Origin of the sequence: Sphingomonas sp. (genome assembly GCF_965200135.1) — a bacterium.
Classification (GTDB): domain Bacteria; phylum Pseudomonadota; class Alphaproteobacteria; order Sphingomonadales; family Sphingomonadaceae; genus Sphingomonas.
Map to the genome: position 1 here is coordinate 69,257 of NZ_CBDATK010000013.1, position 23,429 is coordinate 92,685.

Genomic DNA, 23,429 nt, shown 5'->3' on the forward strand with positions numbered 1-23,429 from the left:
TATCACATAACATCACCTCGAGGGAGAACCGCGATGCGCCGTCCCGTTCCCGCCTATGCCGCCGCCATCGACGAGGGGCGGCCGATCGCCGACCTCAACATGACGCCGCTGATCGACGTGCTGCTGGTGCTGATCGTAATGTTCATCCTGCTGGTGCCGACGATCACCAACGAGGTGCCGATCACGCTGCCGGGACCGTCCGGGCGCGTGCTGCCGGTGACGACGCATCGGCTGGCGGTGTCGCGTGCCGGCGCGGTGACGCTGGACGGGGCGGCGATGAGCGACGCGGCGCTGGCGGCCCGGCTGGCGCCGGTCGGGCGGGACGAGCAGGCGACGCTGGTGATGGCGACCGACCCGGCGGCGCGATACGAACGGTTCGTGCAGGTGCTGGCGGTGGTAAAGCGGGCGGGGGTGACAAGGTTGGGGTTCGAGGGACTGAGCGGTCCCGCTTTTTGACGGCGGACTCGCGTAGTACAGCCGAGGCATGAGTAAAGCCTGGCTATTCGATCAGGTCGACGCGGCTGTGGAAGCTATGGCGGACGGTCACCCTGACGAGGAGTAGCCGCTGACCAGCTGATCGGTCACGAGCCTTTTAGAACTGGCCGCTCGCATGAACGCAATGCCAATTATGCAGCAACCGGCGCCGGGACCCAGTGTTGCGGGTCTATTTTCGGCCTTGAAGCAGCTTTAACTTGACGTGATTCGACCATAGTTTGCCAGCCCACATGCTCGCGCCATCGAGCGCGAAGCACAGATTGTCTCGGTATCTCGTTGCGGGAACGACTTCCAAGCGGCCGTCCTTCTGATGCGTGAGTTCGTCATCGAACACCACCAAATAGCGGTGGCGGCGCTCTGGCCCACTGGACGTCACACCGAGCGCGCGGACGCGACGACGGTCCGACAGATACTCCGCGCGTTGTACGACTACTTCGCGATTGTCACCGGCCGTGGCATCGCATGTGAACATATTGGCCGCGATGTAGCCGATATCGATATCAGCACGCAGGTCGGCCAAATCCCGCTCGGTGGAGTATGTCACGGCAATCGCGCGCCCATCGACCTGTCCGCCGCGATCAGGCAGCGTACTCGCCACGATCTGTGCGTTCTCCACTCGCAGATCGTTGATGCGATACCAGGGAAACGCGAGCCAGCCGACGAGCAGCACTAAGGACAGCAGGGCACACGTGATCGGCAGCAGTAGGCGACGGCGGCGGTGATCGCCTGCACGCTTAGGGAACACGGTTGCCGCCCAGCAAGGAAGCGCCGCTGACCCCTGCCACCGACTGACGCATCATCTGGCGGAACGCGCCGTGCGTTGCATCGGCGATGATGGAGAAATCGGGAGCGCCCGGCTCGCCGCGTTCGGGTGGACGTGGATATTTGCCGCCGATGCTAGCGATTACGTCGTCGGACGAGTGGTTTTTTGACGATGGCTCGGCTCGGACGTTCAACCAGAAACGTGCGGCGGCGCGGATGGATGGCCATGACGGGCGGAAACGCCCAACCGGATCGATGGAGACCAACACACGTACCGCCCGGCCTTCGGTCACCGCGGAGAAGGCGGCATCAGCACCGTAGCTATGCCCGACGACGGCGATAATTGCGTCTGACGGTAACCAGCGCAACAGGTTGGCAATGAGAACCTGCTGAGTCCAGCTGAAATATTCGGTCTTTAAGCCGGGATTGCGTTGCTGATATTCAGCTCGGTAATCCTCAACGAGATGGGAAATCCAATCGTCGCCGCCGCCGCCGATGAATAGTCTGAACGTTTCAGCCATCGATCGCCCTAAATCGTTTCGCGGCGACTTAAGACGGTCGGCGATAGTAGGTCAAATGAATGCCGCTCCCGATCGCCGGAGCGCCACGCCGCTGGACATGACGGTCGTACCGGCCCTGTCGCGGACTGCGGCAAGGACTGCTCTACTCGCCGCTAGAGCAGTCCGCCCGCACTTCACTCCGCCGCCACGCCCGCCCGCGCGAACATATCCTCGCCCTCGGCCACATCCTCGTTCGCCGGCTTGCCCAGCTTCGCCTTCTGGCGCTTGTCGAACGAATCCCAGACTTCGCCCCACTGGCCCTTGGTCGCCGCCTTCGAATATTCCGTCGCGCGCTGTTCGAAGAAGTTGGCGTGCTCGACCCCGTTCAGCATCGGCGCAAGCCAAGGCAGGGGGTGTTCGTCGATCATGTAGATCGGCTTCAGCCCGAGCTGATTGAGGCGCCAGTCGGCGATGAAGCGGATATATTTCTTGATCTCCTTGGGCGTCATGCCGTTGACCGGCCCCATCTCGAACGCGAGATCGATGAAATTGTCCTCCAGCCGGATCGTCGTCTGGCACACGTCGGCGATGTCGTCCTTGACCGCCTTGGTCAGGCACTGGCGCTCGTGACAAAAGGTGTGGAACATCTTGATGATGCCCTCGCAATGCAGGCTCTCGTCGCGGATCGACCAGGTGACGATCTGGCCCATGCCCTTCATCTTGTTGAACCGCGGGAAGTTCATCAGCATCGCGAACGACGCGAACAGCTGCACGCCCTCGGTAAAGCCGCCGAACATCGCGAGCGTGCGCGCGATATCCTCGTCGTTGTCGACGCCGAAGTTCTGCATGTAATCATGCTTTTCCTTCATCTCGGCATATTCGAGGAAGGCGCCGTATTCGCTCTCGGGCATGCCGATCGTGTCGAGCAGGTGGCTATAGGCGGCGATGTGGACCGTCTCCATGTTGGAGAACGCGGTCAGCATCATCTTGATCTCGGTCGGCTTGAACACGCGGCCGTATTTCTCGTGATAGCAGTCCTGCACTTCGACATCGGCCTGGGTGAAGAAGCGGAAGATCTGCGTCAGCAGGTTTCGCTCGTGATCGGACAGCTTCTGCGCCCAGTCGCGGCAATCCTCGCCCAGCGGCACCTCTTCGGGAAGCCAGTGGAGCTGTTGCTGACGCTTCCAGAACTCGAACGCCCAGGGGTATTCGAACGGCTTGTACTGCTTGGAGGCGGCGAGGAGGGACATGGGGTTACTCCGAGAGAAGCTTGAATATGGGAACGGACGGGCGCGTCGTCAGGGTGACGCGGTTGTGGAAGCTGGGGATCGCGGCAATCACGGCGCCACGCTCCATTGCTGCATCGACCAGGCGCTGAAGCCGAGCACGATGCCGGCGGCGAGCGCCATGACGCCGACCATGCGAAAGACATAGATCCTGGCCGGGCCGCTCGGCCGCGACAGCGACACGAGCAGGCCGGCGCCGATCAGCGTCAGCACGGCGGCGACCACGAACATGGCGACGATCTGCCAGGTCATGCGGCGGCTTTTCGAGCGGTTCGGACGGTCTCCGTCACTCCCGCGGAAGCGGGGGCCCATCGCCAACCCGGTTCGTGGCGACCGACAGGGGGAGATGGGTTCCCGCTTTCGCGGGAATGACGAAAGGGGGACGCATCCAAACGGCGTTCCGCTCGTTGCGCCTCCGAACCATTCGAAGGAGACGCACGATGCACGACCATAGCAACATCAAGGAGCACATGACGGTCATCGGCGCCGACGGCGTCCATGTCGGCACGGTCGACCATGTCGACGGCGAGCGGATCAAGCTGACCAAGAACGACAGCGCCCAGACCGAGGACGGTCAGGGTGGTAAGCACCACTACCTGCCGGCCGGGCTGGTCGCGGAGATCGAGGGCGACACGGTGCGCCTGTCCGCGACCGCGCAGAACGCGGTGGACATGTTCGAAGAGGCGGAGTGACGCCCGCGCGCCGCTGATCCGGTAGTCGAACGCCCCGGTCCGCACCCAGCGGGCCGGGGTTTTCCTTGTCCTCCCGTCGCGCGTCGCCGCTACTGACACGCCAGGCATTCGTCGTAATCGGTCGTCTCGCCGATCTCGAACTTGGGCGGCGCGAGCGTGTTGTCCGCCTCCACCCCGCCCGAACCCTCGCTGCCCGCGAAACCGGCGCGCTGCACGGACTTGCTGCGAAGATAATAGAGCGACTTGATGCCCAGTTCCCACGCGCGGAAGTGGAGCATCAGCAGGTCCCACTTCTCGACGTCCGCCGGGATGAACAGGTTGAGCGACTGCGACTGGTCGATGAACGGCGTACGGTCGCCGGCAAGCTCAAGCAGCCAGCGCTGGTCGATCTCGAAGCTGGTCTTGTAGCAGTCCTTTTCCTCCGCCGAGAGGAAGTCGAGATGCTGGACCGAGCCGCCCTGCTCGAGAATCGAGTTCCATACCGCGTCGGAGTTCTTCGACTTCTCGATCAGCAGCTTCTCCAGATACGGATTGCGGACCGAGAAGCTGCCCGACAGCGTCTTGTGCGTATAGATGTTGGCCGGGATCGGTTCGATGCACGCGGACGTGCCGCCGCAGATGATCGAGATCGACGCGGTCGGCGCGATCGCCATCTTGCAGCTGAACCGCTCCATTACGCCCTGATCGGCGGCGTCGGGGCAAGGGCCGCGCTCGACCGCGAGCTGCATCGACGCCTCGTCGGCCTGCGCGCGGATGTGCTTGAACATCCGCAGGTTCCACGACTTCGCCATCGCGCCTTCGAACGGCAGGCCGCGCGCCTGGAGGAAGGAGTGGAACCCCATCACGCCCAGCCCCACCGATCGCTCGCGGCCGGCGGAATAGGCGGCACGTTCCATACCCGGTTCGTGGCGATCGATATAATCCTGCAGCACGTTGTCGAGGAAGCGCATGATGTCCTCGACGAAGCCGGGCGTGTCCTTCCACTCGTCCCAGGTCTCGAGGTTGAGCGACGACAGGCAGCAGACCGCGGTGCGATCGTTGCCGAGATGGTCCTTGCCGGTCGGCAGCGTGATCTCCGAACACAGGTTCGAGGTCGAGACCTTGAGCCCCAGGTCGCGGTGATGCTTGGGCATCGTCTTGTTCACGTGATCGGCGAAGACGATGTACGGCTCGCCGGTCTGGAGCCGGGTCTCGACCAGCTTCTGGAACAGCGACCGCGCGTCCAGCGTCGCGCGGGCCGAGCCGTCCTTGGGCGAGCGCAACACCCACTCCGCGCCATCGCGCACGGCGTGCATGAAGTCGTCGGTGATGAGCACGCCGTGATGGAGGTTGAGCGCCTTGCGGTTGAAATCGCCCGACGGTTTGCGGATCTCCAGGAACTCCTCGATCTCCGGGTGCGAGATGTCGAGGTAGCAGGCGGCCGAGCCGCGCCGCAGCGACCCCTGGCTGATCGCCAGCGTCAGTGAATCCATGACGCGGACGAACGGAATGATGCCGCTGGTCTTGCCGTTGAGGCCGACCGGCTCGCCGATGCCGCGGACGTTGCCCCAATAGGTGCCGATACCGCCCCCTCTGCTCGCGAGCCACACATTCTCGTTCCAGGTGTCGACGATGCCATTGAGGCTGTCGGGGACCGAGTTGAGGTAGCAGGAGATCGGCAGGCCGCGGCCGGTGCCGCCGTTCGACAGCACGGGCGTGGCGGGCATGAACCACAGCTTCGAGATCGCATCGTACAGCCGCTGCGCGTGGGCGGCATCGTCGGCATAGGCGGACGCGACGCGGACGAAGAGATCCTGGATGCCCTCGCCGGGCAGCAGATAGCGGTCCTTGAGCGTCTCCTTGCCGAATTCGGTCAGCAGCGCGTCGCGCGAATGATCGACCTCGACCGGATAGGGGCGCGGATGAATCGCCTTGCTGTCGTCGGTGCGCGCGGGCGCGGGCGCAGCGTCGCTTGCCGCCATCGTGTCGGTTGCCATCGTCGTCGCCATCGTCTCGGTGTCCCTGAAATCCATCGCACCCGCTCCCTCGTTCTCGGCCGTCACGTTCCCGGCCTGTTCGAATCGGCGACAAGCGCCCATCCTACACCCGGACCACCCCGCCAGAAGAGAACAAAAAAGGATCGATGCCCTGTGGAACAGGCGCACAAGTCCGTAGCCACCATCTAGATGGTGTCACGCTCTCTACCAGCAATAGGGTCAGCCCCCCGGTCCAACCGCTACAGATTGTGCGAACTCCCCCCTGTAGGCAAGCCGGTAAATGACGTGGCAGTGATGCGATTGGTCGTGCGTGCGATTCAACTCGTCGCATGCCGCCCCTCGCGACGCGTGGACTTCAGCCGCCTTTTCGCTCCGCAAGAGAACGATGCAGGAACGAAAATAAATAGCCTCCGAGATTGCTGCGCGTGGGGTCCTCACCCGACCTCGTCGGGGACTCGGCGATGCAGATAGTTGTTGTCGAATCCGGCGATGCGGACCAGCTCGCGCGGGTCGAGCAGTTGCAGCGTGCCGCCGGTCAGCGTCATCGCCCGGCGCTCGCGCAGCACCTTGAGCACGCGGTTGAGATGCACCGGCGTCAGCCCCAGCGAGTCCGCCAGCACCGCCTGCGTCAGCGGCATCTCGCAGCGTTCGTCGTTCGCCAGTCCGATGCTGCGGAGCCGGACGTAGAGTTCGAGCATCAGGTGCGCCACCCGTTGCAGGCTGTCGCGCCGCCCGATGCTGACGATCCAGGCGCGCAACACGCCCTCGTCGACCAGCTGCGCGCGCCAGAAGGCGTGGGTGAGGGCCGGCGTGGCGACGATCAGCCGGTCCATCCGCTCGCGCGGGATCGCCACAATCTGGCACGCGGTGAGCGTGCCGATCGCGTGGTCCATCTCGTCCAGGATGCCGGCATGGATGTCGCAGAAATCGCCCGGCATCATGAACGCCACGATCTGTCGACTACCGTCGGGCAACATCTTGTAGCGGCAGGCCCAGCCGTCGAGCACGACGAACACCGGACCGGGCTTGTCGCCTTCGCGGATCAGGTCGCGATGCGCGGCGATCAGGCGGATGGGGGTCGCCTCCGCATCGAGCAGCGCGATCTCGTGCTCATTCAACGAGGCTAGTCCGACGAGCTTGCGGGTGAAGACGTTCGTCACCCTATCCATCGGCGACGGCCCGAGCGGGTGATCGATCGACCGACCGATGGTGTCGCGTTCGTGGCGGGGCGCTTGGGATCAAGACCGGATCACGGCATGACCGGGCCAGACGCGCGCGACCAGGCGGACTCGGGGCAGGCGATCGGCAACATGGTCGGTCATCGTCGCTCCCCGCTTCGCCGCGGTGGTAGCGCATCCGACGTGCTCGCGACTAACTTAGATCAAGCGATCATGATTCAACACTGACCTGGATCAACCGGCGATGCGGCGGATCCTCGCGCCTGATTGGTGAAGCCGCTCCAGATTGAACGTCTCGGCGAACTCGATCCCTGCGCGTCCGTCGCGTGACCAGCGGACGCGGGCGGCGAACATCTGATCCTCCAGCAGTTCGATCAGCACGTCGAGCCCGGCGCCGTCGCCGTCGATCTCCAGCCCGTCGATCATCGCGCCGGTCGACGAGATGTTGCGGATGCGGACGTCGCCCTCGGTGCTGCCGATCTCGACACGCGCGGTGCGTAGCATCGAATTGCGGGGGCTGCGGCTGACGCGATAGCCGTCCGCCACCGCGTGGCGTTCGCCATGAAGCTGGCGCGCCACATCCTCGGCGAGCGCGGGCTTGCCGTAGATGTAGCCCTGGATGTGGCTGCACCCGAGGCGGCGGACGAGGTCGATCTCGTCCTCGATCTCGACGCCTTCCGCGGTGGTCTCCATCTCCAGCGTTTCGGCCAGCGTCACGATCGCCTTGATGATCGCGGCGTTGCGGTTGCCGGGCTGCGCCGCGCCCTTCACGAAGCTCTGGTCGATCTTGATCTTGTCGAACGGTGCGGTGCGGAGATAGCCGAGCGACGAATAGCCGGTGCCGAAGTCATCGAGCGCCAGCCGCACGCCGAGGCCCTTCAGCGCCTTGAACATCGCATCCGACGATTGCGATTCGTCGAGGAACACCCCCTCGGTGATCTCCAGCTCCAGCCGCTCGGCGGCCAGCCCTGCGCGCGCGAGCGCACTGGTGACGAGCACCGGTAATTGCGGATCGACGAACTGCATCGGCGAGATGTTGACCGCGACGCGCACGTCGCCCGGCCAGCGCGCCGCCTCGATGCAGGCGGTCCGGAGTACCCACTCGCCGATCGCGCCTATCAGGCCGCATTCCTCGGCGATCGGGATGAATTCAGACGGCGGCACCGCGCCGCGCGTCGGGTGGTTCCAGCGGACCAGCGCCTCGTACCCGACGATCCGTTCGCTCGCGGTGGAGACGACCGGCTGATAGGCGAGGTGAAAGCCGCCGCCGGCGATCGCGTGGCGGAGGTCGTCCTCCAGTTGCTGGCGGGTCTTCGCACCGGCGAGCATCTCGGGCGCGTAGAAGCGGTGGACGCCGCGCCCGTCGCCCTTCGCCGCGTAGAGCGCGAGATCGGCGTTGCGGGTCAGCGTCTCCGCATCGTCGCCGGGCGTCAACGCCAGCGCGATGCCGATCGACCCGCCGATCGCGATCGACGCGCCGCTGATGAAATAGGGCTGAGAGATCGCCTTGATGAGGTCGCGCGCCAGGATCGCGAGGCTGTCGCGATTGTCCATGCCCGGCAGCAGCATCTGGAACTCGTCACCGCCCAGCCGCCCGACCAGCCCGGCGTCGCCGACCCCGCGCTGCAGCCGCTGTGCGACCTGCTTCAGCAGCGCGTCGCCCGCCTGATGGCCAAGCGTGTCGTTGACCTGCTTGAAGCGGTCGAGATCGAGCAGCAGCAGCGCCACCGGGCGGAACGCGCCGGGGGTCTGGGCCAGCGTCTTGTCGAGGCTCGACCGCATGTGCGCGCGGTTGGCGAGGCCGGTCAGCCCGTCGAACATGGCGAGGCGGGTGATCTCCGCCTCCGACCGGCGGCGCTCGGTCAGGTCCGAGCCCGACCCGATGAAGCCGGCGAAACGCCCCTGATCGTCCAGCAGCGGCCGGCCCGAGATCGACCACCAGCGCTCGCCCACGTCCGCCGCCGTCGTCACGCCGGCGGCGCGGACGGGATATTCGTTGAACGAGGTCCGCGACGACAGGTGAAAGGCGAGCGTGCGCTCGGTGCCGGGCGCCTCGCCGTCGATCTGAAAGATGTCGGTCAACATCCGCCCAACCGGCGCCACGGCTGCCGCGCGCGTCAGGTCACCCGCAACCGTGGCGGAAAGGTAGGTGACGCGGCCATAGCGGTCGGCCTCCCAGAACCAGCCCGTGCCCTGGCCCTCGAACTCGGCGATCATCTTGGCGGCGAGGCGGCCTTCGCTTGCCTCGGCGGCGTGGGCGATCGCGGCGTCGACGTCGTGGCGGGCCAGCCGCCGCGCGCACGCGCCGAGGCAGCCGAGGAAGGTCGCCGACACGCCCAATGCGGTGCCGATGCCCGTCAGGCAGAACAGCGCCACGACCAGCCCCGCGCCGAAGCCGAGCGTCGCCGCGCGCACCGGCTGCAACGCGATCGCGGTGACCCCGATCGCGCCGGCGGCGGCGACGAAGCTGCCGAGCTGCGCCGTCCCGGCCGGCATCCGCGCCGCCGCCCACAGCAGCAGCAGCAGCCCGCCCGCGATCGCCGCCGACAGCGTCGTCAGCACCCGATTTAGCGTGTGGACCGGCCACACGCGCGCGCCCGGCAGCGCCAGCGCGCCCCAGATCATCCCCGCCATCGCGGTCACCAGCCCGACGCCGAAGAAGGACAAGGGCGTCGGATGCGCGAAGCCTTGTGCCCAGGGGACGACGATCAGTACCGCCGCGCCGACCGCCTGTGCCGTCATCGCGATCGGCCACACCGCCTTGACCTGCGCGAGCCGCATCGCGTCCGCGTCGGCGAGCGGCGCGCGTTCGTCCTCCGACAGTCCGAGCAGCACGGTGGCGGGCACCCGGTCGCGGGCTTCGAGGCGGAGGCGGAACATGATCGGTGGCAGGTAGCCGCGCGGGGTTGCCGAATTGCCGTCGGGGATTGGTTGATGCCGCGTTCACCTTGCCGGCAGCGGTCGCGCGCGCGGTTTGCGAACGGCGCGGCGCGCGCTATCCGCGTCGGTCATGACCGTCATCATCCGCGAAGCCGACCTGATCGAGAGCGTCGCCGACGCGCTGCAGTTCATCAGCTACTATCACCCGATGGACTACATCCGCGCGCTGGGCGACGCCTATGCCGCGGAGCAGTCGCCCGCCGCGAAGGACGCGATCGCGCAGATCCTGACCAACAGCCGGATGTGCGCGGAGGGACATCGGCCGATCTGCCAGGATACGGGCATCGTCACGATATTCGTGCGGTGGGGCCAGGATTGCCGGCTGGAGCCGGGCGACCGCAGCCTGCAGGAGGTCGTCGACGAGGGCGTGCGCCGCGCCTACCTGCACCCGGAGAACAAGCTGCGCGCCTCGATTCTCGCCGACCCGGCCTTCACCCGGCGCAACACCAAGGACAACACGCCGAGCGTGCTCCACGTCGAGATGGTGCCGGGTGCGACCGTCGCGATCGACGTCGCGGCGAAGGGCGGCGGGTCGGAGAACAAGTCCAAGTTCAAGATGATGAACCCGTCCGACTCCATCGTCGACTGGGTGGTGGAGACGGTGCCGCAGATGGGTGCGGGCTGGTGCCCGCCCGGCATGCTGGGGATCGGCATCGGCGGCACCGCGGAAAAGGCGATGCTGCTCGCCAAACAATCGCTGATGGGCGCGATCGACATGGGCCAGCTCAAGGCCCGTGGCCCCAACGACGACATCGAGGCGCTGCGGATCGAGCTGTTCGACCGTGTAAACGCACTCGGCATCGGCGCGCAGGGGCTGGGCGGGCTGTCGACGATCCTCGACGTCAAGATCCTCGACTGGCCGACGCATGCGGCGTCGAAGCCGGTGGCGATGATCCCCAATTGCGCCGCGACGCGCCACGCGCACTTCACGCTCTACGGGTCGGGGCCGGCCTATCTGGAGGCACCCAAGCTGAGCGAGTGGCCGCAGGTGGACTGGACGCCCGACAAGGCGGCGATCCGGGTCGATCTCGACACGTTGACGCCCGACGTCGTCGCGTCGTGGAAGCATGGCGACCGGCTGTTGCTCAACGGCCGGATGCTGACCGGGCGCGACGCCGCGCACAAGCGGATCGCCGACATGCTCGCGGCGGGCGAGCCGCTGCCGGTCGATTTCGCGGGCCGCGTCATCTATTATGTCGGGCCGGTCGATCCGGTCGGCGAGGAGGTGGTCGGTCCCGCCGGGCCGACGACGGCGACGCGGATGGACAAGTTCACCCGGATGATGCTCGACCAGGGCCTGCTGGCGATGGTCGGCAAGGCGGAGCGCGGGCCGGACGCGACACAAGCGATCGCCGAGGGGAAGTCCGCCTATCTGATGGCGGTCGGCGGCGCCGCCTATCTGGTCGCACGCGCGATCAAGGGCGCGAAGGCGGTCGGGTTCGAGGATCTGGGCATGGAGGCGATCTACGAGTTCGAGGTCGCGGACTTCCCGGTTACCGTCGCGGTCGACGCGGCGGGGCAGAACGTCCATCAACTGGCGCCGCTGGTGTGGCGGGAGAAGATCGCGCGAGAAGGACTGCTGACTCCCGCATGAGCCGCGCGCGCATCCTGTTCGGCGAACATTCGACGCAGCGTCCCGCGATCGAGGCGGGGCTGGACGCCGCGCGCTTCGAGGCGTGCTTCACCGACTTCGACAATGCGACCGACGCGACGCCGTTCGCGCTGGTGGTGCCGCTCAGCATCCCGCAGGTCGCGCCTGCGCGGAACGCCGCGGCACGCGCCGAGCGGACGGACGGACGGCGGCGCGCGGTGCTGCCGGACGACGAGCAGGTGGCGATGGCGGACGACAAGCTGCTGTTCCACCGGCGGCTGACCGACCTTGGCTTCGGCGAGCTGCTGCCGGCGCTGCTGTCCGACGGCGAGGTGCGCTATCCGTATGTGCTCAAGGCACGGCGGGGCGATTTCGGGCAGGGCATCCGGATCGTCCGCTCGCCTGACGACGAGCCCGACACGCTGCCGTCGGACAGCTTCCGGCAGGAGGCGGTGGAAGGCAGCGACGAATACGTCCTCCATCTGCTGCGCGTCGACGGGCGGGTGCGGTATCGGCTGTGCTATCGCTACGCCATGGGCGCGAGCCTGACGGTGCGCGGGGCGGTCGACCGGCCGCGGTCGATCGAACCGGCGGACGACGCGCCCGCGATCGGCCCGTGCACCGCGATCCTCGATGCGCTCGGCTTCGAGGGCACCTGCTGCTTCAACTACAAGCTGACCGGGGCGGGGCTCCGCCTGATCGAGCTTAACCCGCGTTTCGGCGGTTCGCTGGTCGGCGACATCGACGGCTATCTCGCGGCGCATCTGGCGGCCCTCGCCGGGTGAACGCGACCTTCGACGCGATCGTGCTCGGCGCGGGCGGCGCGGGGCTGATGTGCGCGGCGACGGCGGGGCAGCGCGGGCGGCGTGTGGTGGTGATCGACCACGCGCCGGAGCCGGGGCGCAAGATCGTCATCTCCGGCGGCGGGCGGTGCAATTTCACCAATTTGGGCACGGCGGCGGACCGTTTCGTGTCGGCCAACCCGCATTTCGCGAAGTCGGCGCTGGGCCGATACACCGCACGGGACTTCCTCGCGCTGGTCGAGCGGCACGGGATCGCGTGGCACGAAAAGACGCTGGGGCAGCTGTTCTGCGACGGCTCCGCGCGTCAGATCGTGGCGATGCTGCTCGACGAATGCGAGGCGGGCGGCGTGACGCTGAGCCTCGGCGCCGCGATCGGCGCGGTCGAGCATGGCGACGGCGTGTTCCGGGTCGAACAGGGCGGGCGCACCTATACCGCGCCCGCGCTGGTGATCGCCACCGGCGGCCCGTCGATCCCGAAGCTGGGCGCGACCGGCGTCGCCTATGACCTGGCGCGGCGGTTCGGGCTGAAGGTGGTCGAGCCGCGCCCTGCGCTGGTGCCGCTGACGCTGCCGACGGAGGAGGCGCTGTTCCGCGATCTGGCGGGCGTGGCGGCGCCGGTGGTGGCGCGGGTCGGATCGTCGACGGCCAAGACCCCGGCCTTCGCGGAAGCCGCGCTGTTCACGCATCGCGGGTTGTCGGGGCCGGCGATCCTGCAGGTCTCCTCCTATTGGCGGCATGGCGAGGCGGTCGCGATCGACTTCCTGCCGGGGCGCGAGGCCGGATGGTTGCTGGCCGCCAAGCGGGCACGACCGCGCGCGACGCTGCGTTCGGTGCTGGCGGCCGATCTGCCCGAGCGGCTGGCGACGACGCTGGCGGAGTCGATGGGGGCGGGGGCCGAACTGGCCGGGCGCAAGGACGCGGAGCTGACGGCGGCGGAGCGGCGGTTGGCGGACTGGCGCTTCGTGCCCAACGGCAGCGAGGGCTTCGCCAAGGCGGAGGTGACGGTCGGCGGCATCGCCACCGCCGGCCTGTCGTCGCAGACCATGGCCGCGCGGCACGTGCCGGGGCTGTACGCGATCGGCGAGGCGGTGGACGTGACCGGCTGGCTGGGCGGCTACAATTTCCAGTGGGCGTGGGCGAGCGGGTGGGCGGCGGGGATGGCGGTCTGACGCACGAAGCGGCTGTGGAAAGCCGCTCAATTTAATCTGTTCCAGCCTGGAACAACCGGTAAATGCGGGATTATGTAACAATCAGCTCTGTCTTAATGGCGCGTTCACCAGCCGCCTGACTCGAGGCCAAGCCATCGGCGGACGCGGTCGCAAAACGGGGTTTTAGATCATGAAGGTTTCGACGGTTCTCAAGCCAGCGATGTTGTTCGCGGCAGGTTCGGCAGCCTCGGTGGCGAGTGCTGCGCCGACCATCGAATATAACGCGACGTCCGAGGGGACGGCGATTACGTTGGTCGGGACCTCTGCCCAGTACACCTTCTCCTCACGTCTTAAGGAGATCGAGGCGTTTGTCGGCACCGAGTACTAAACGGTCAGGACGGTGCGACCGTAACCGACCGTCCCTATGGTTCCGCGGCGGACGCGATGGGCGCGCCGAGGCAGAACTTCGTCAACGAGACCAAGACCGGCTCGGACTTCGGTTCGATCATCTCGCTGGCGGCCAGCGACAGCTATTACGGCCTTCGCTTCGCGGCCGACGGCAACAAGTATGTCGGCTATGCCGGCGTCATCAACAACGGCGCCACCATCAACGACATCGGTTTCCAGCTCGCGGCGGGCGTGCCCGAGCCGGCGACCTGGGCGCTGATGATCGCGGGCTTCGGCGGCGCGGGCATGGCGATGCGTCGCCGCCGTCGTCAGGTCGGCGTCGCCGCGGTCGCGTAAGCGAACCGGCTTTCCGTCCGCAACCGATCCGCCCCGCTCCGACGAGCGAGGCGGATCGTGTCGCGGACGTCCTCGTCGCAATCGAACCGCATCCGGGTGCAACCCTGTTCCAGGCTCTTCGCGGTAAAGCCGTGGAGCAGCATCGGGTTGGCCCAGCCGCCGCGCCAGCGCGGGTCGACGACGTTGCACACCACTTCCGACACGTTCTCGCCCGGCACCTGCCGGGTGAGCAGCACACCCGCGACGGTGCTGTCGCCGGTGACCAGCACGCGCGAACGCTCGCGGTCGACGGGCGCGCTCTCGGACGGCTCCGCGAGCGCGCGCGCGAGCATCTGGTCCATGCGCGGCGGCGGCGCGTCCATCTGCTCCGCGATCAGCCATTTGACCTGTTCGACGTTCGCCTCGGTCAGATCGATCATCGCCAGGTCCGCCGGGATCCGGCCGGCGCGGCGCAGCGGCTCGACCACCGGGCCCATGTCGGCGGTGAAGTCGGCGCCCCGCGCCTCGAAATACAGATGCCGCTTGGCCGCCGTCGCGCCGCAGGCAAGCGCAAAGGCGGCGGCATCGCTCGCCTCGTCGACGGGGCTTCACCGCCCACAGCCGGTCGCTCTCCGCGCCCGCCAGCGCCGCGAGACCTGCCAGCAGCGCCCGACCGACGCCGCGGCGGCTGTCGGTCAGCACCTCGATCCAGGCAGGCATCCCGGTCGGCTCGTTCCAGCCGCGCCACAACACGCCGCCGGCACCGAGCAGGAGGCCGTCCGCGTCGTGCGCCGCCAGCACCACCGCATCGGCCTGCGCCAGTTGCGGTAACAGCGCGAAGCAGGCAGGCAGCGCCGCCGCCGTCGCGCGCGTCACCTGAATGCTTGCCCCAGGATCATTGGCCATGTCTTCGGTTCCCAAAACGCTGGTCATCGGATTGGGCGGTATCGCGTGGAGCGACCTGATCGCAAGGGTCGGCAAGGGTCAGGCGCCTGCGATTGCCGCAGTATTGCGCCGGGGCGCGGGGCTGCGCCTGATCGACGACGTGCCCGGCAACCGCGCTGCCGCCTGGGCGACGCTGAGCACCGGCGTGCTGGCGCATCAGCACGGCATCGTCGGGCTGGACGAGGCATGGGCCGGCGGGCTGCGTCCGACCGGACGAACGGCTTGGCGGCATGCGCCGGTCTGGCAGCGGCTGAGCGATGCGCGCGCGCGGACGCTGTCGGTGGCGTGGCCCTTCACCCGCGCCGGCGCGGCCTGGGCCGGGGTCCATGTCGACGACCGGCTGGCGCAAGCGACGGGCCGGTCCTGGCAAGACTGGGTGCTGCCGGCGGATGTGGCGCCGCCGTCCTGGCGCGAGGCGGTGGGCGAGGTGCGCGTCCATCCGTCCGACGTCGACGCGGCGGCGCTCGCACCGTTGGTGCCGGGGCTGGAGACGGTCGACCAGCGCAGCGACCGCCGCCTGATCGATCTCGCGATCATGATCGCCCGTGTGTCGACCAACCATGCGGCCGCGCAGGCGCTGCTGATCGAGGCGCCCTGGGATACGGCATTCGTCTTCCACAGCTGGATGGCGGCGGTGCTGGGGCGGTTTGCGGACGCTCCGCCGCCCTATGACGGCGTCGTCGACGCGGCATGGACGCTGATCGACACGATGGTCGCGATCACCCTCTCCGCCGTGCCGCGCGACACGGTGGTGGTGCTCGCGTCGCTGGGCTTTCGCGGCGAGGCGGGGTTTCTGGCGATCGCCGGGCCGGGGGTGAAGCCGGGGGTCCGATCCGATGTCGCACATGCGGTCGACCTCGTGCCCTCGCTGCTCGCGCGCTATGGGCTGGGCGATCCGGTGCTGGGCGGGCGCGTCCTGCTCGGCGATCCGGCCGGGGTGCGGCCGGCGGCACCGGCACGCGACCTGGGCGAGGAGCCGCCGATCGATCGCGCGGCGCTGGCGCGGGTGGAGGGCTTCGGCCATCGTGCGCCCGCACCGCCGACGGGATGGCAGGCACACCGGCTGGTGCGGCTCGCCGCCCTGACGATGCCGCACGATGCGGCGGCGGGCGCGGACTTCGCCGCCGCCGCCATCGCGGTGGGGGGCGAGGAGCCGGTGGCGATCGGGATGATGGCGGCCGCGGCGGCGGCGGCGGGGCGCGCGGACGACCTGCCGCCGCTGGCCGAGCGCATCGCGGCGGCGGCACCGGGCCATGTCTGGGAGGCACTGATCCGGGGTGGCTATCACGCGCTGCGGGGCGAGGCGGCATCGGCGCGGCCGTATCTGCTGCGGGTAGAGGCGGAGGGCGCGGCGGCGGAACGGATCCGGGCCGGTGCCGCTTGGCTGATGCTGGAACGGCCCGCCGACGCGGCGCGGGCGTTCGCGCTGGTGACGGCGGCGGAGCCGGACCGGGTCGACGCGCTGATCGGACTGGGCATGGCGCACGCCGCGTTGAAACCGGCCGAGGCGGAGCCGGCGCTGCGCCGCGCGCTGGCGATCGACCCGGCGAGCGCGGCCGCGCGAGATTTGCTGGTGGACGTGCTGCGGCGGCTCGGGCGGACACGGGAGGCGGATCAGGTGACGGCCGGCGGGGCGCTCTATCGGCGCTCGGCGGGGTCGGAAGCGTAGCGCATCGGCGCGCGCGCACTCGTGGCGTTCGGTGTGGTTCAAGGCGTCAGGAAAGCTAGCGTCGGAGCCGCGTCGTGACGTCGAACGGGCGCGCTTCGCCGCCCGCCGGCCGTTCTTGCGCGTCTTGGGAGCAGCTTTGCTGCGCCCATGCGCGCGGCAAATGAGAAGAGGCTGCCAGACGGTTCGCAGAACCACCTGACAGCCCCCTAACATGGTCAGCGGCCGGAGAGCTCCAGCCCGGGAGACCAGGTGGCCTCTGGTACGACCTTCGCACCGCGTCGTTGATTGAGAGAGTATACCCTCCGACGCGATCCTGCGGTCCTAGAGGCCGGTCCCCCGAACGAACTGAACCGACCCCACTGCTGAACCATGAGACATCGGATCACCTCCTTTCGCTTGTTGAAGCCAAGATGCGGGCATCGCCCGCAGCCCCAATGTGCGAAGAACCGCGGCGACTTGCAAGACCTGATTTGCGGCGGAGACGTCGCCGGGAATCAAGGCTCAGGGACGGCAATCCTCGATCACCCGTCCGACTTCCGCCCAGGCGGGCAGGACGATCGGGCGAGCGCCCGTGCGGCTCAGCGCAAAGCGCCCGCGGCTGAACGCGATCGCGTCGAGCAGAGGGTCGCCGACCGCGAGCGTCGCGGCGACATAGGGCGGCACACCGCCGGTCGCGCCGCCCGGTACGGTACGGCTGATGCTGCTGGTCCGCACCGTCAGCATGCCGGACGTCGCGCCGGCGACTGATAGGAAGATGCGTCCGCCCTGCCGATCGCATCGCAGCACCGCCGCCGGCGCGCCGACCTGACCGAACGTCGCTGCCGATCCCCGCGCGTCAGCGGCGTAGCGCCACGTCCCCGGCGTCATCGGCCAGTCGCGCCAATCGGCGGCCAGCGGCACGGGCGCAGGCGAGCGCGCGACGGCGCGCGGCGGCGGCGCCGCTGCCGGCCGGACCGGGGGCGCGGTGGTGCAGCTCGCGGTGGCGAGCGCGGCGAGGATAAAGGCGGTCGCGCGCATCTGCGGGCTATGCCCCAGCCTTTCGCCCGCCTCAACCACGGCACCATCGCGTCGGGCGCGGGAACCGGGCGGTGGACCGCAGGGTTTGATCCTCATGGCCACCACTCCCGCTCCCACCCCTGCTCCCGCCCCCTTGGTTCAGGCGCTCACCAGCGAACAGCCGCGCGCGGAAACCCGCGATGGCGCCGCCGTGGGCACGGTGGCGGCCTATCTGATCGACAAGGCGTCGGGTCAGGCCACGCATGCGGTGCTGAGCCTCGGTGGCTTCCTGGGGATGGGCAAGAGCTATTACCCGGTGCCGTTCGCGCTGCTCGGCTTCGACCCGGTGCGTGACGTCTACGTCGTGCGCGTCGATCCGCAGCTGCTCAAGGGCGGGCCGAGCTGGGCCAATCACGCGCCAGTGTTCGACAACGCCTATGCCGAGCGAGTGGCGCGCTATTACGCCGCGGAACATTGAGGAGAGCGACCATGGAGAAGGAAAACACGGCACAGGAGGTCGTCGACGACCTGCTGACCGATCCCGACAAGGACGCGGCCGACCGCCCGTCGCCCGCGCCGCCGCAGACGACCGACGCGGAGCCGACCTCCGGACGAGGGGATGGCCGCTGATGTGCTGATCGCCCTGGCGCTGGCGGCGACCGGCGCTCCGGCCGGGGCAGTCCCCGATCCGCTCGCGGCGTCGTTCGCGGGCTGGTACACCGAGATCGAGGACGACCTCGGCACCGGTGACTCGCGAGTGAAGCGGGTCGTGACGGCGGGGTGCCTGACGACGATTACCGGCGAGAAGGGCAGCTGTCGCGTCGACTGGCGCACGGTCGACACCGTCGCCTTGGAGGACGTCTTCGTCTTCTTGAAGGGACCGTCGCTGCAGATCGCGGTCGTCGCCGATGTCCGCGACGCGGCCGGGCAGGCAAAGCTGCGCGGGATGTGGATGGCGATGCGTGCGCTATCGGCGCGGTGTGCGACCGGGATGCCGCCGGTCGCACCGAACGAGGCGGGCGTCACGCTGCCCTGACGGGACCTCGCGGGTCCGGGTGCGTTGCCATCATTATTCTCGGAGGATCGACGTCATGCCGCTGCCGAACGACCCCGTCTGGTTCATCACCGGCTGCTCGACCGGCTTCGGCCGGGAGCTTGCCCGCCTCGTGCTGGCGCGTGGGTGGCGGGCGGTGGTCACCGCGCGTGACGCCGACCACATCGCCGATCTGGTCGCGCTAGCCCCCGACCGGGCGCTGGGTGTCGCGCTGGACGTCACCGATGCCTCCGCGATCGCGCGTGGCGTAACGGCGGCGACCGAACGGTTCGGGCGCATCGACGTGCTCGTGAACAATGCCGGCTACGGCTATCAAAGCTCGATCGAGGAGGGCGAGGAGTCCGAAATCCGCGCACAGTTCGGCGCCAACGTATTCGGCCTGTTCGCCGTCACCCGCGCGGTGCTGCCGGTGATGCGCGCGCAGCGGTCGGGCGCGATCGTCAACGTCACTTCCATCGGCGGGCTGATCGGCTTTCCCGCGTCGGGCTATTATTCGGCGACCAAGCACGCGGTCGAGGGCTGGTCCGACAGCCTCAAGGCGGAGGTCGCGCCGCTCGGGATCAGCGTGACCTGCGTCGAGCCGGGGCCGTTCCGCACCGACTGGGCCGGTCGATCGCTGCGCCGGACCGCCGGTCGTATCGACGACTATGCCGACACCTCGACGGCGCGGATGGCGCAGACCAGCGGCTATTCGGGCGCGCAGCCCGGCGACCCGGTGCGCGCGGCGGCGGCCATGATCGAGGCGGTCATGCGCGACGATCCGCCGCGTCATCTGGTGCTCGGCAGGTTCGGCTGGGAGGCGGCGACAGCCAAGCTGCGCGAACGGCTGGCCGAGATCGAGCACCTGCGCGACGAGGCGCTCGGCGCGGATTTCCCGGCAGCCGATGGCGCCTGACAAGCCGATATTGAGCCGGAGCGAGGTCTTGCCGCTCGCATAAACGAGAACCGCCGCGCAGGATGTCCTGCACGGCGGCGTCGTTCAGCCCTTGGACTGGCTACTCAGGCGTAGGCAACCGTCGTGGTCGTCCGCGCGCGGCGGCGCATGGCGCCACCGATCGCACCGAAGCCGAGGATCATCAGCGACCAGGTCGTCGGCTCCGGCACGCCCGCGAGGACGCTGAACTGAAGACCCGTCGAGTCGTTGTTGTACGTACCCTGACGGCCGACCGCATAGCCGAGCGCCTCGGACGCGCCGAGCCGCACCGGTCCGGTGAAGGTGGTGAACGTCGTGTTGCCGGCGCCGATCGATCCGATGTTCGCGAAGGTCAGCGGCAGGCCACCGTTCGTGGTGCCGACACTGAAGATGTCGACGCCCGACGGATTGATGTCCTGCACGTTGAACGTCGCGGACAGGCGATAGAAGCCTGCGGTCGGCGCGACGAACACGGCGAACGTCACATCGTCAGTGTTCGACGGATGGATCAGCAGACGGTCCTGCGGAACATTGACGGTGCCGTACTGGAACGCCGGCATACCGCCCTTGGCGACACCGGGAACATCGTGGTTCGCCGCTTCCTGAAGACAGGTCGAGCCGTCGATAAAGCAGTTGGTGTTCGCCGTGAAGAATGTTCCCGACACGTCCGGAGTCGCCGGATTAGCGAGCCCGTAGTAGAAATTACCTGCGCCCTGCGTACCGTTGAAGGTCGTGAAGGCGTCATAGGACTGGGCGGTCGCCGGCGTGGCGGCAACGGCCGCGGCGATTGCGACGAAGGCAGTAGCGATGGTCTTCATGGAATTCTCCTTGCGCCGCCGTTACTCAACAGATTATCGCCCGTAAACAGTCATTAACGCTTATTTAGGTTGGTATCGAACAAAGGCGGCCCCCGTGACATTATTGTCGCGTGGCCCGCCGTCCCGCGCGCACCTGCTGCTGCTTGCCGTAGCGCGTCTTGCGCGTCCCCGGCTTGCCCTCGTTGCTGCGCCCCATCAGCGGCGCCTTCTGCTCGGCGGCGGGCAGGCCGAGTTCGTCGTTCTCCAGCTGCCGGATTTCATCGCGCAGTCGGCCCGCCTCCTCGAACTCCAGGTCCGACGCGGCCTTGCGCATCTTCTTCTCCAGATCCTCGATGTACGCGCGCAGATTGTGGCCGACCATGTGCGGACGGTCTTCGTCGATCTCGATCGTCACCTGATCCTTCGACGAGACATGCGCGATGATGTCGCCGATGTTGCGGCGGATCGTCGTCGGCGTGATGCCGTGGATCGTGTTGTATTCCTCCTGCTTCTCGCGGCGCCGTGCGGTCTCGTTCATCGCGCGCTCCATCGAGCCCGTGATGCGGTCGGCATAGAGGATGACGCGGCCGTCGACGTTGCGCGCGGCGCGCCCGATCGTCTGGATCAGCGAGGTCTCCGACCGCAGGAATCCCTCCTTGTCCGCGTCCAGGATCGCGACCAGCCCGCATTCGGGGATGTCCAGCCCCTCGCGCAGCAGGTTGATGCCGATCAGCACGTCGTAGACGCCCAGCCGAAGGTCGCGGATCAGCTCGATCCGTTCGAGCGTCTCGACGTCGGAATGCATGTAGCGGACCTTGATCCCCGCCTCGTGCATATATTCGGTCAGATCCTCCGCCATCCGCTTGGTCAGCGTCGTGACCAGCGTGCGATAGCCGAGCGCGGTGGTCTTCTGGCATTCGACGATCAGGTCCTGGACCTGTTCCTCGACCGGCTTGATCTCGACCGGCGGGTCGATCAGCCCGGTCGGGCGGATGACCTGTTCGGCGAAGACGCCGCCGGTCTGTTCCATCTCCCACCCGCCGGGCGTCGCGGAGACGCTGATCGTCTGCGGGCGCATCGCGTCCCATTCGTTGAACCGCAGCGGCCGGTTGTCGATGCACGACGGCAGGCGGAAGCCGTACTCCGCCAGCGTGATCTTCCGCCGGTGATCGCCGCGCGCCATGCCGCCGACCTGCGGCACGGTGACGTGGCTCTCGTCGACGAACAGCAGCGCGTTCTCGGGCAGATATTCGAACAGCGTCGGCGGCGGCTCGCCGGGCAGGCGGCCGGTCAGGAAGCGGCTGTAGTTCTCGATGCCGTTGCAGCTGCCGGTGGCGGCGATCATCTCCAGGTCGAAATTGGTGCGCTGTTCGAGCCGCTGATGCTCGATCAGCTTGCCCTCCGCCTCCAGCTCCTTGAGCCGCTCGGTCATCTCGTGCCGGATCGCCTCGGTCGCCTGTTTCATCGTCGGGCCGGGCGTGACATAGTGCGAGTTGGCATAGACGCGAACGCTGTTGAGCGAGGCGATCTTGTTGCCGGTCAACGGATCGAACTCGGTGATGCTTTCGATCTCGTCGCCGAAGAAGCTGATCCGCCACGCCGCATCCTCATAATGCGACGGATAGAGTTCGAGATTGTCGCCCTTCACGCGGAAATTGCCGCGCGCGAACGCGGCGTCGTTGCGCTTGTATTGCAGCGCCACCAGCTTGCGGACGATCTCGCGCTGGTCGACCGACTGACCCTTCTTCAGGTCGAAGATCATCGCCGAATAGGTCTCGACCGAGCCGATGCCATAGATGCACGATACCGATGCGACGATGATGACGTCGTCGCGCTCCAGCAAAGACCGTGTCGCCGAGTGACGCATCCGGTCGATGCCCTCGTTCACCGAGCTTTCCTTCTCGATGTAGGTGTCCGACCGAGGCACATAGGCTTCGGGCTGGTAATAGTCGTAATAGCTGACGAAATACTCGACCGCGTTCTCCGGGAAGAACGACTTGAACTCGCCGTACAGCTGCGCCGCGAGGATCTTGTTGGGCGCCAGGATCAGCGCCGGGCGCTGCAGCGCCTCGATCACCTTGGCCATGGTGAAGGTCTTGCCCGATCCGGTGACGCCGAGCAGCACCTGATCCTTGTCGCCCGCCAGCGCGCTGCTGGTCAGCTCCGCGATCGCGGTCGGCTGATCGCCCGAGGGGGTGTATTCGCTGACGAGCTTGAACGCCTTGCCGCCCTCGACCTTCGCGGGCCGCGCGGGGCGGTGGGGCACGAAGCTGTCGCCCGTTTCGGGCTCGGCCAGGCTGGTGCGGATCTGGATTGTCATGAGTCGGATATGGCGGCAGGGCCCACGCAAGCAAAGGGGATGCTATCATGCGGCTGTTGGCGACCACGATGACGGCGTTGGCGCTCGCGGGCTGCGGGAACAAGGATGCGGCAGGCGGGAGCGCGGCGGCTGCGACGGCGACGGGCAAGCCGGCTGCGCCGTGAAGCGCCAGCCGGGCAGTTGGTCGACCAGGCTGGAGATCACCCGCCTCGACGGCGGGCCGGGAGTCGACACGACGAGGCTCCGGGAGGGGATGCAGAACGCGATGGATGCGGCCGCCGCCACCGGCACCTGCGTCACCCCCGAAGCGGCGGCGCGCGACACGCCCGCCGGCAATATCGATCGCGCGTCACCGGCGCGCGATTGCAAGTTCGATCGGATGGTACAGGAGGGCGAGCGCGTCGATGTCGCCGGCACCTGCCAGGCGCAAAGCGGCGAGAAGGTGCGGGTGACGGTAACCGGCACCAGCGGGGCGACGGCGCAAGACCTGACCATGTCGATCGTGCCGGTCGGTGCATCCGCCACCCCGCAGCGTGGGATGGGAATGCGGGTCCGTTCCACTCGCACCGGCGCTTGCAAGCCCGGCGACATCACCCCGCCGGCGCCGCCGGCCGCGAAGGGCTGAGGTCCGACGCCAGGAC

The 23,429-nt window shown here is 67.9% G+C and carries 24 protein-coding genes and 1 pseudogene; 14 read left to right on the top strand and 11 right to left on the bottom strand.

Translation table 11 applies throughout. The features are described 5' to 3' along the window. Positions 1 to 33: 33 nt before the first annotated feature. Entirely contained in the window at positions 34 to 456 is a 423-nt protein-coding gene (locus tag ACOFKS_RS13930) for an ExbD/TolR family protein (RefSeq protein WP_419809861.1), read from the top strand. A gap of 208 nt (positions 457 to 664) precedes the next feature. Here ACOFKS_RS13930 and ACOFKS_RS13935 read toward each other — a convergent pair whose 3' ends face one another. From ACOFKS_RS13935 to ACOFKS_RS13950, 4 genes are all read right to left on the bottom strand, one after another. Next, complete coding sequence (locus ACOFKS_RS13935; RefSeq protein WP_419809862.1) at positions 665 to 1,240, bottom strand: hypothetical protein; 576 nt, start codon at positions 1,238 to 1,240, stop codon at positions 665 to 667. Next, entirely contained in the window at positions 1,230 to 1,778 is a 549-nt protein-coding gene (locus ACOFKS_RS13940) for a hypothetical protein (protein WP_419809863.1), read from the bottom strand. Before ACOFKS_RS13940 ends, ACOFKS_RS13935 begins: the two co-directional genes overlap by 11 nt. 173 nt (positions 1,779 to 1,951) lie before the next feature. Next, on the bottom strand, positions 1,952 to 3,007 hold the full coding sequence (locus ACOFKS_RS13945; protein ID WP_419809864.1) for a ribonucleotide-diphosphate reductase subunit beta: 1,056 nt from the start codon (positions 3,005 to 3,007) through the stop codon (positions 1,952 to 1,954). Between the two features lie 87 nt (positions 3,008 to 3,094). Then, entirely contained in the window at positions 3,095 to 3,295 is a 201-nt protein-coding gene (locus ACOFKS_RS13950) for a hypothetical protein (RefSeq protein ID WP_419809865.1), read from the bottom strand. A 188-nt stretch (positions 3,296 to 3,483) separates the two neighbouring features. On the opposite strand from ACOFKS_RS13950, the gene ACOFKS_RS13955 reads away from it, so the two are divergent. Then, entirely contained in the window at positions 3,484 to 3,735 is a 252-nt protein-coding gene (locus tag ACOFKS_RS13955; RefSeq protein ID WP_419809866.1) for a DUF2171 domain-containing protein, read from the top strand. A gap of 89 nt (positions 3,736 to 3,824) precedes the next feature. Here ACOFKS_RS13955 and ACOFKS_RS13960 read toward each other — a convergent pair whose 3' ends face one another. The 3 genes from ACOFKS_RS13960 to ACOFKS_RS13970 form a co-directional block, all read right to left on the bottom strand. After that, on the bottom strand, positions 3,825 to 5,747 hold the full coding sequence (locus ACOFKS_RS13960; protein WP_419809867.1) for a ribonucleoside-diphosphate reductase subunit alpha: 1,923 nt from the start codon (positions 5,745 to 5,747) through the stop codon (positions 3,825 to 3,827). Positions 5,748 to 6,145: 398 nt separating this feature from the next. Beyond that, positions 6,146 to 6,880 (bottom strand): Crp/Fnr family transcriptional regulator, encoded by a 735-nt coding sequence (locus tag ACOFKS_RS13965; RefSeq protein ID WP_419809868.1) that lies wholly within the window; start codon positions 6,878 to 6,880, stop codon positions 6,146 to 6,148. A 243-nt stretch (positions 6,881 to 7,123) separates the two neighbouring features. Beyond that, positions 7,124 to 9,769, bottom strand: a complete 2,646-nt coding sequence (locus ACOFKS_RS13970) for an EAL domain-containing protein (RefSeq protein ID WP_419809869.1) — start codon at positions 9,767 to 9,769, stop codon at positions 7,124 to 7,126. A gap of 130 nt (positions 9,770 to 9,899) precedes the next feature. Between ACOFKS_RS13970 and ACOFKS_RS13975 the strand changes: the two genes are divergently transcribed. The 5 genes and pseudogenes from ACOFKS_RS13975 to ACOFKS_RS13995 form a co-directional block, all read left to right on the top strand. Beyond that, positions 9,900 to 11,423, top strand: coding sequence for a fumarate hydratase (locus tag ACOFKS_RS13975; RefSeq protein ID WP_419809870.1), 1,524 nt, complete (start codon positions 9,900 to 9,902; stop codon positions 11,421 to 11,423). Next, positions 11,420 to 12,205, top strand: coding sequence for a hypothetical protein (locus ACOFKS_RS13980; RefSeq protein WP_419809871.1), 786 nt, complete (start codon positions 11,420 to 11,422; stop codon positions 12,203 to 12,205). The genes ACOFKS_RS13975 and ACOFKS_RS13980 overlap by 4 nt, the downstream gene beginning before the upstream one ends. Beyond that, complete coding sequence (locus ACOFKS_RS13985) at positions 12,202 to 13,392, top strand: NAD(P)/FAD-dependent oxidoreductase (protein ID WP_419809872.1); 1,191 nt, start codon at positions 12,202 to 12,204, stop codon at positions 13,390 to 13,392. The genes ACOFKS_RS13980 and ACOFKS_RS13985 overlap by 4 nt, the downstream gene beginning before the upstream one ends. A 169-nt stretch (positions 13,393 to 13,561) precedes the next feature. Next, a complete protein-coding gene (locus tag ACOFKS_RS13990; RefSeq protein WP_419809873.1) occupies positions 13,562 to 13,759 on the top strand; it encodes a hypothetical protein in 198 nt (65 codons plus the stop codon). Positions 13,760 to 14,004: 245 nt separating this feature from the next. Continuing rightward, positions 14,005 to 14,115: pseudogene (locus tag ACOFKS_RS13995) on the top strand (PEPxxWA-CTERM sorting domain-containing protein); the annotation flags it as partial. Here the strand turns inward: ACOFKS_RS13995 and ACOFKS_RS14000 are convergent. Further along, entirely contained in the window at positions 14,088 to 14,591 is a 504-nt protein-coding gene (locus ACOFKS_RS14000) for a hypothetical protein (protein WP_419809874.1), read from the bottom strand. The pseudogene ACOFKS_RS13995 and the gene ACOFKS_RS14000 overlap by 28 nt on opposite strands. Positions 14,592 to 14,637: 46 nt before the next feature. Between ACOFKS_RS14000 and ACOFKS_RS14005 the strand changes: the two genes are divergently transcribed. Beyond that, on the top strand, positions 14,638 to 14,925 hold the full coding sequence (locus tag ACOFKS_RS14005) for a hypothetical protein (RefSeq protein ID WP_419809875.1): 288 nt from the start codon (positions 14,638 to 14,640) through the stop codon (positions 14,923 to 14,925). 73 nt (positions 14,926 to 14,998) lie between these two features. Continuing rightward, entirely contained in the window at positions 14,999 to 16,708 is a 1,710-nt protein-coding gene (locus tag ACOFKS_RS14010; protein ID WP_419809876.1) for an alkaline phosphatase family protein, read from the top strand. Between the two features lie 501 nt (positions 16,709 to 17,209). On the opposite strand, the gene ACOFKS_RS14015 is transcribed toward ACOFKS_RS14010, so the two are convergent. Next, a complete protein-coding gene (locus ACOFKS_RS14015; protein ID WP_419809877.1) occupies positions 17,210 to 17,725 on the bottom strand; it encodes a hypothetical protein in 516 nt (171 codons plus the stop codon). Between the two features lie 94 nt (positions 17,726 to 17,819). On the opposite strand from ACOFKS_RS14015, the gene ACOFKS_RS14020 reads away from it, so the two are divergent. The 4 genes from ACOFKS_RS14020 to ACOFKS_RS14035 are packed head-to-tail and all read left to right on the top strand — an operon-like array spanning position 17,820 to position 19,653. Further along, on the top strand, positions 17,820 to 18,182 hold the full coding sequence (locus ACOFKS_RS14020) for a PRC-barrel domain-containing protein (RefSeq protein WP_419809878.1): 363 nt from the start codon (positions 17,820 to 17,822) through the stop codon (positions 18,180 to 18,182). 11 nt (positions 18,183 to 18,193) lie between these two features. Then, positions 18,194 to 18,334: a hypothetical protein gene (locus tag ACOFKS_RS14025; RefSeq protein WP_419809879.1), complete on the top strand. Its 141-nt coding sequence runs from the start codon at positions 18,194 to 18,196 to the stop codon at positions 18,332 to 18,334. Continuing rightward, positions 18,324 to 18,740, top strand: coding sequence for a hypothetical protein (locus tag ACOFKS_RS14030; RefSeq protein WP_419809880.1), 417 nt, complete (start codon positions 18,324 to 18,326; stop codon positions 18,738 to 18,740). Before ACOFKS_RS14025 ends, ACOFKS_RS14030 begins: the two co-directional genes overlap by 11 nt. A gap of 55 nt (positions 18,741 to 18,795) precedes the next feature. After that, a complete protein-coding gene (locus ACOFKS_RS14035) occupies positions 18,796 to 19,653 on the top strand; it encodes an oxidoreductase (protein WP_419809881.1) in 858 nt (285 codons plus the stop codon). Between the two features lie 104 nt (positions 19,654 to 19,757). Here ACOFKS_RS14035 and ACOFKS_RS14040 read toward each other — a convergent pair whose 3' ends face one another. Continuing rightward, positions 19,758 to 20,489 carry a PEPxxWA-CTERM sorting domain-containing protein gene (locus tag ACOFKS_RS14040; RefSeq protein ID WP_419809882.1) on the bottom strand — a complete coding sequence of 244 codons (732 nt, stop codon included), beginning with the start codon at positions 20,487 to 20,489 and terminating at the stop codon, positions 19,758 to 19,760. Positions 20,490 to 20,589: 100 nt separating this feature from the next. Then, on the bottom strand, positions 20,590 to 22,788 hold the full coding sequence (gene uvrB / locus ACOFKS_RS14045; RefSeq protein WP_419809883.1) for an excinuclease ABC subunit UvrB: 2,199 nt from the start codon (positions 22,786 to 22,788) through the stop codon (positions 20,590 to 20,592). A gap of 160 nt (positions 22,789 to 22,948) precedes the next feature. Here uvrB and ACOFKS_RS14050 point away from each other — a divergent pair, with 160 nt between their 5' ends. Beyond that, on the top strand, positions 22,949 to 23,413 hold the full coding sequence (locus ACOFKS_RS14050; RefSeq protein WP_419809884.1) for a DUF3617 domain-containing protein: 465 nt from the start codon (positions 22,949 to 22,951) through the stop codon (positions 23,411 to 23,413). Positions 23,414 to 23,429: the final 16 nt, after the last annotated feature.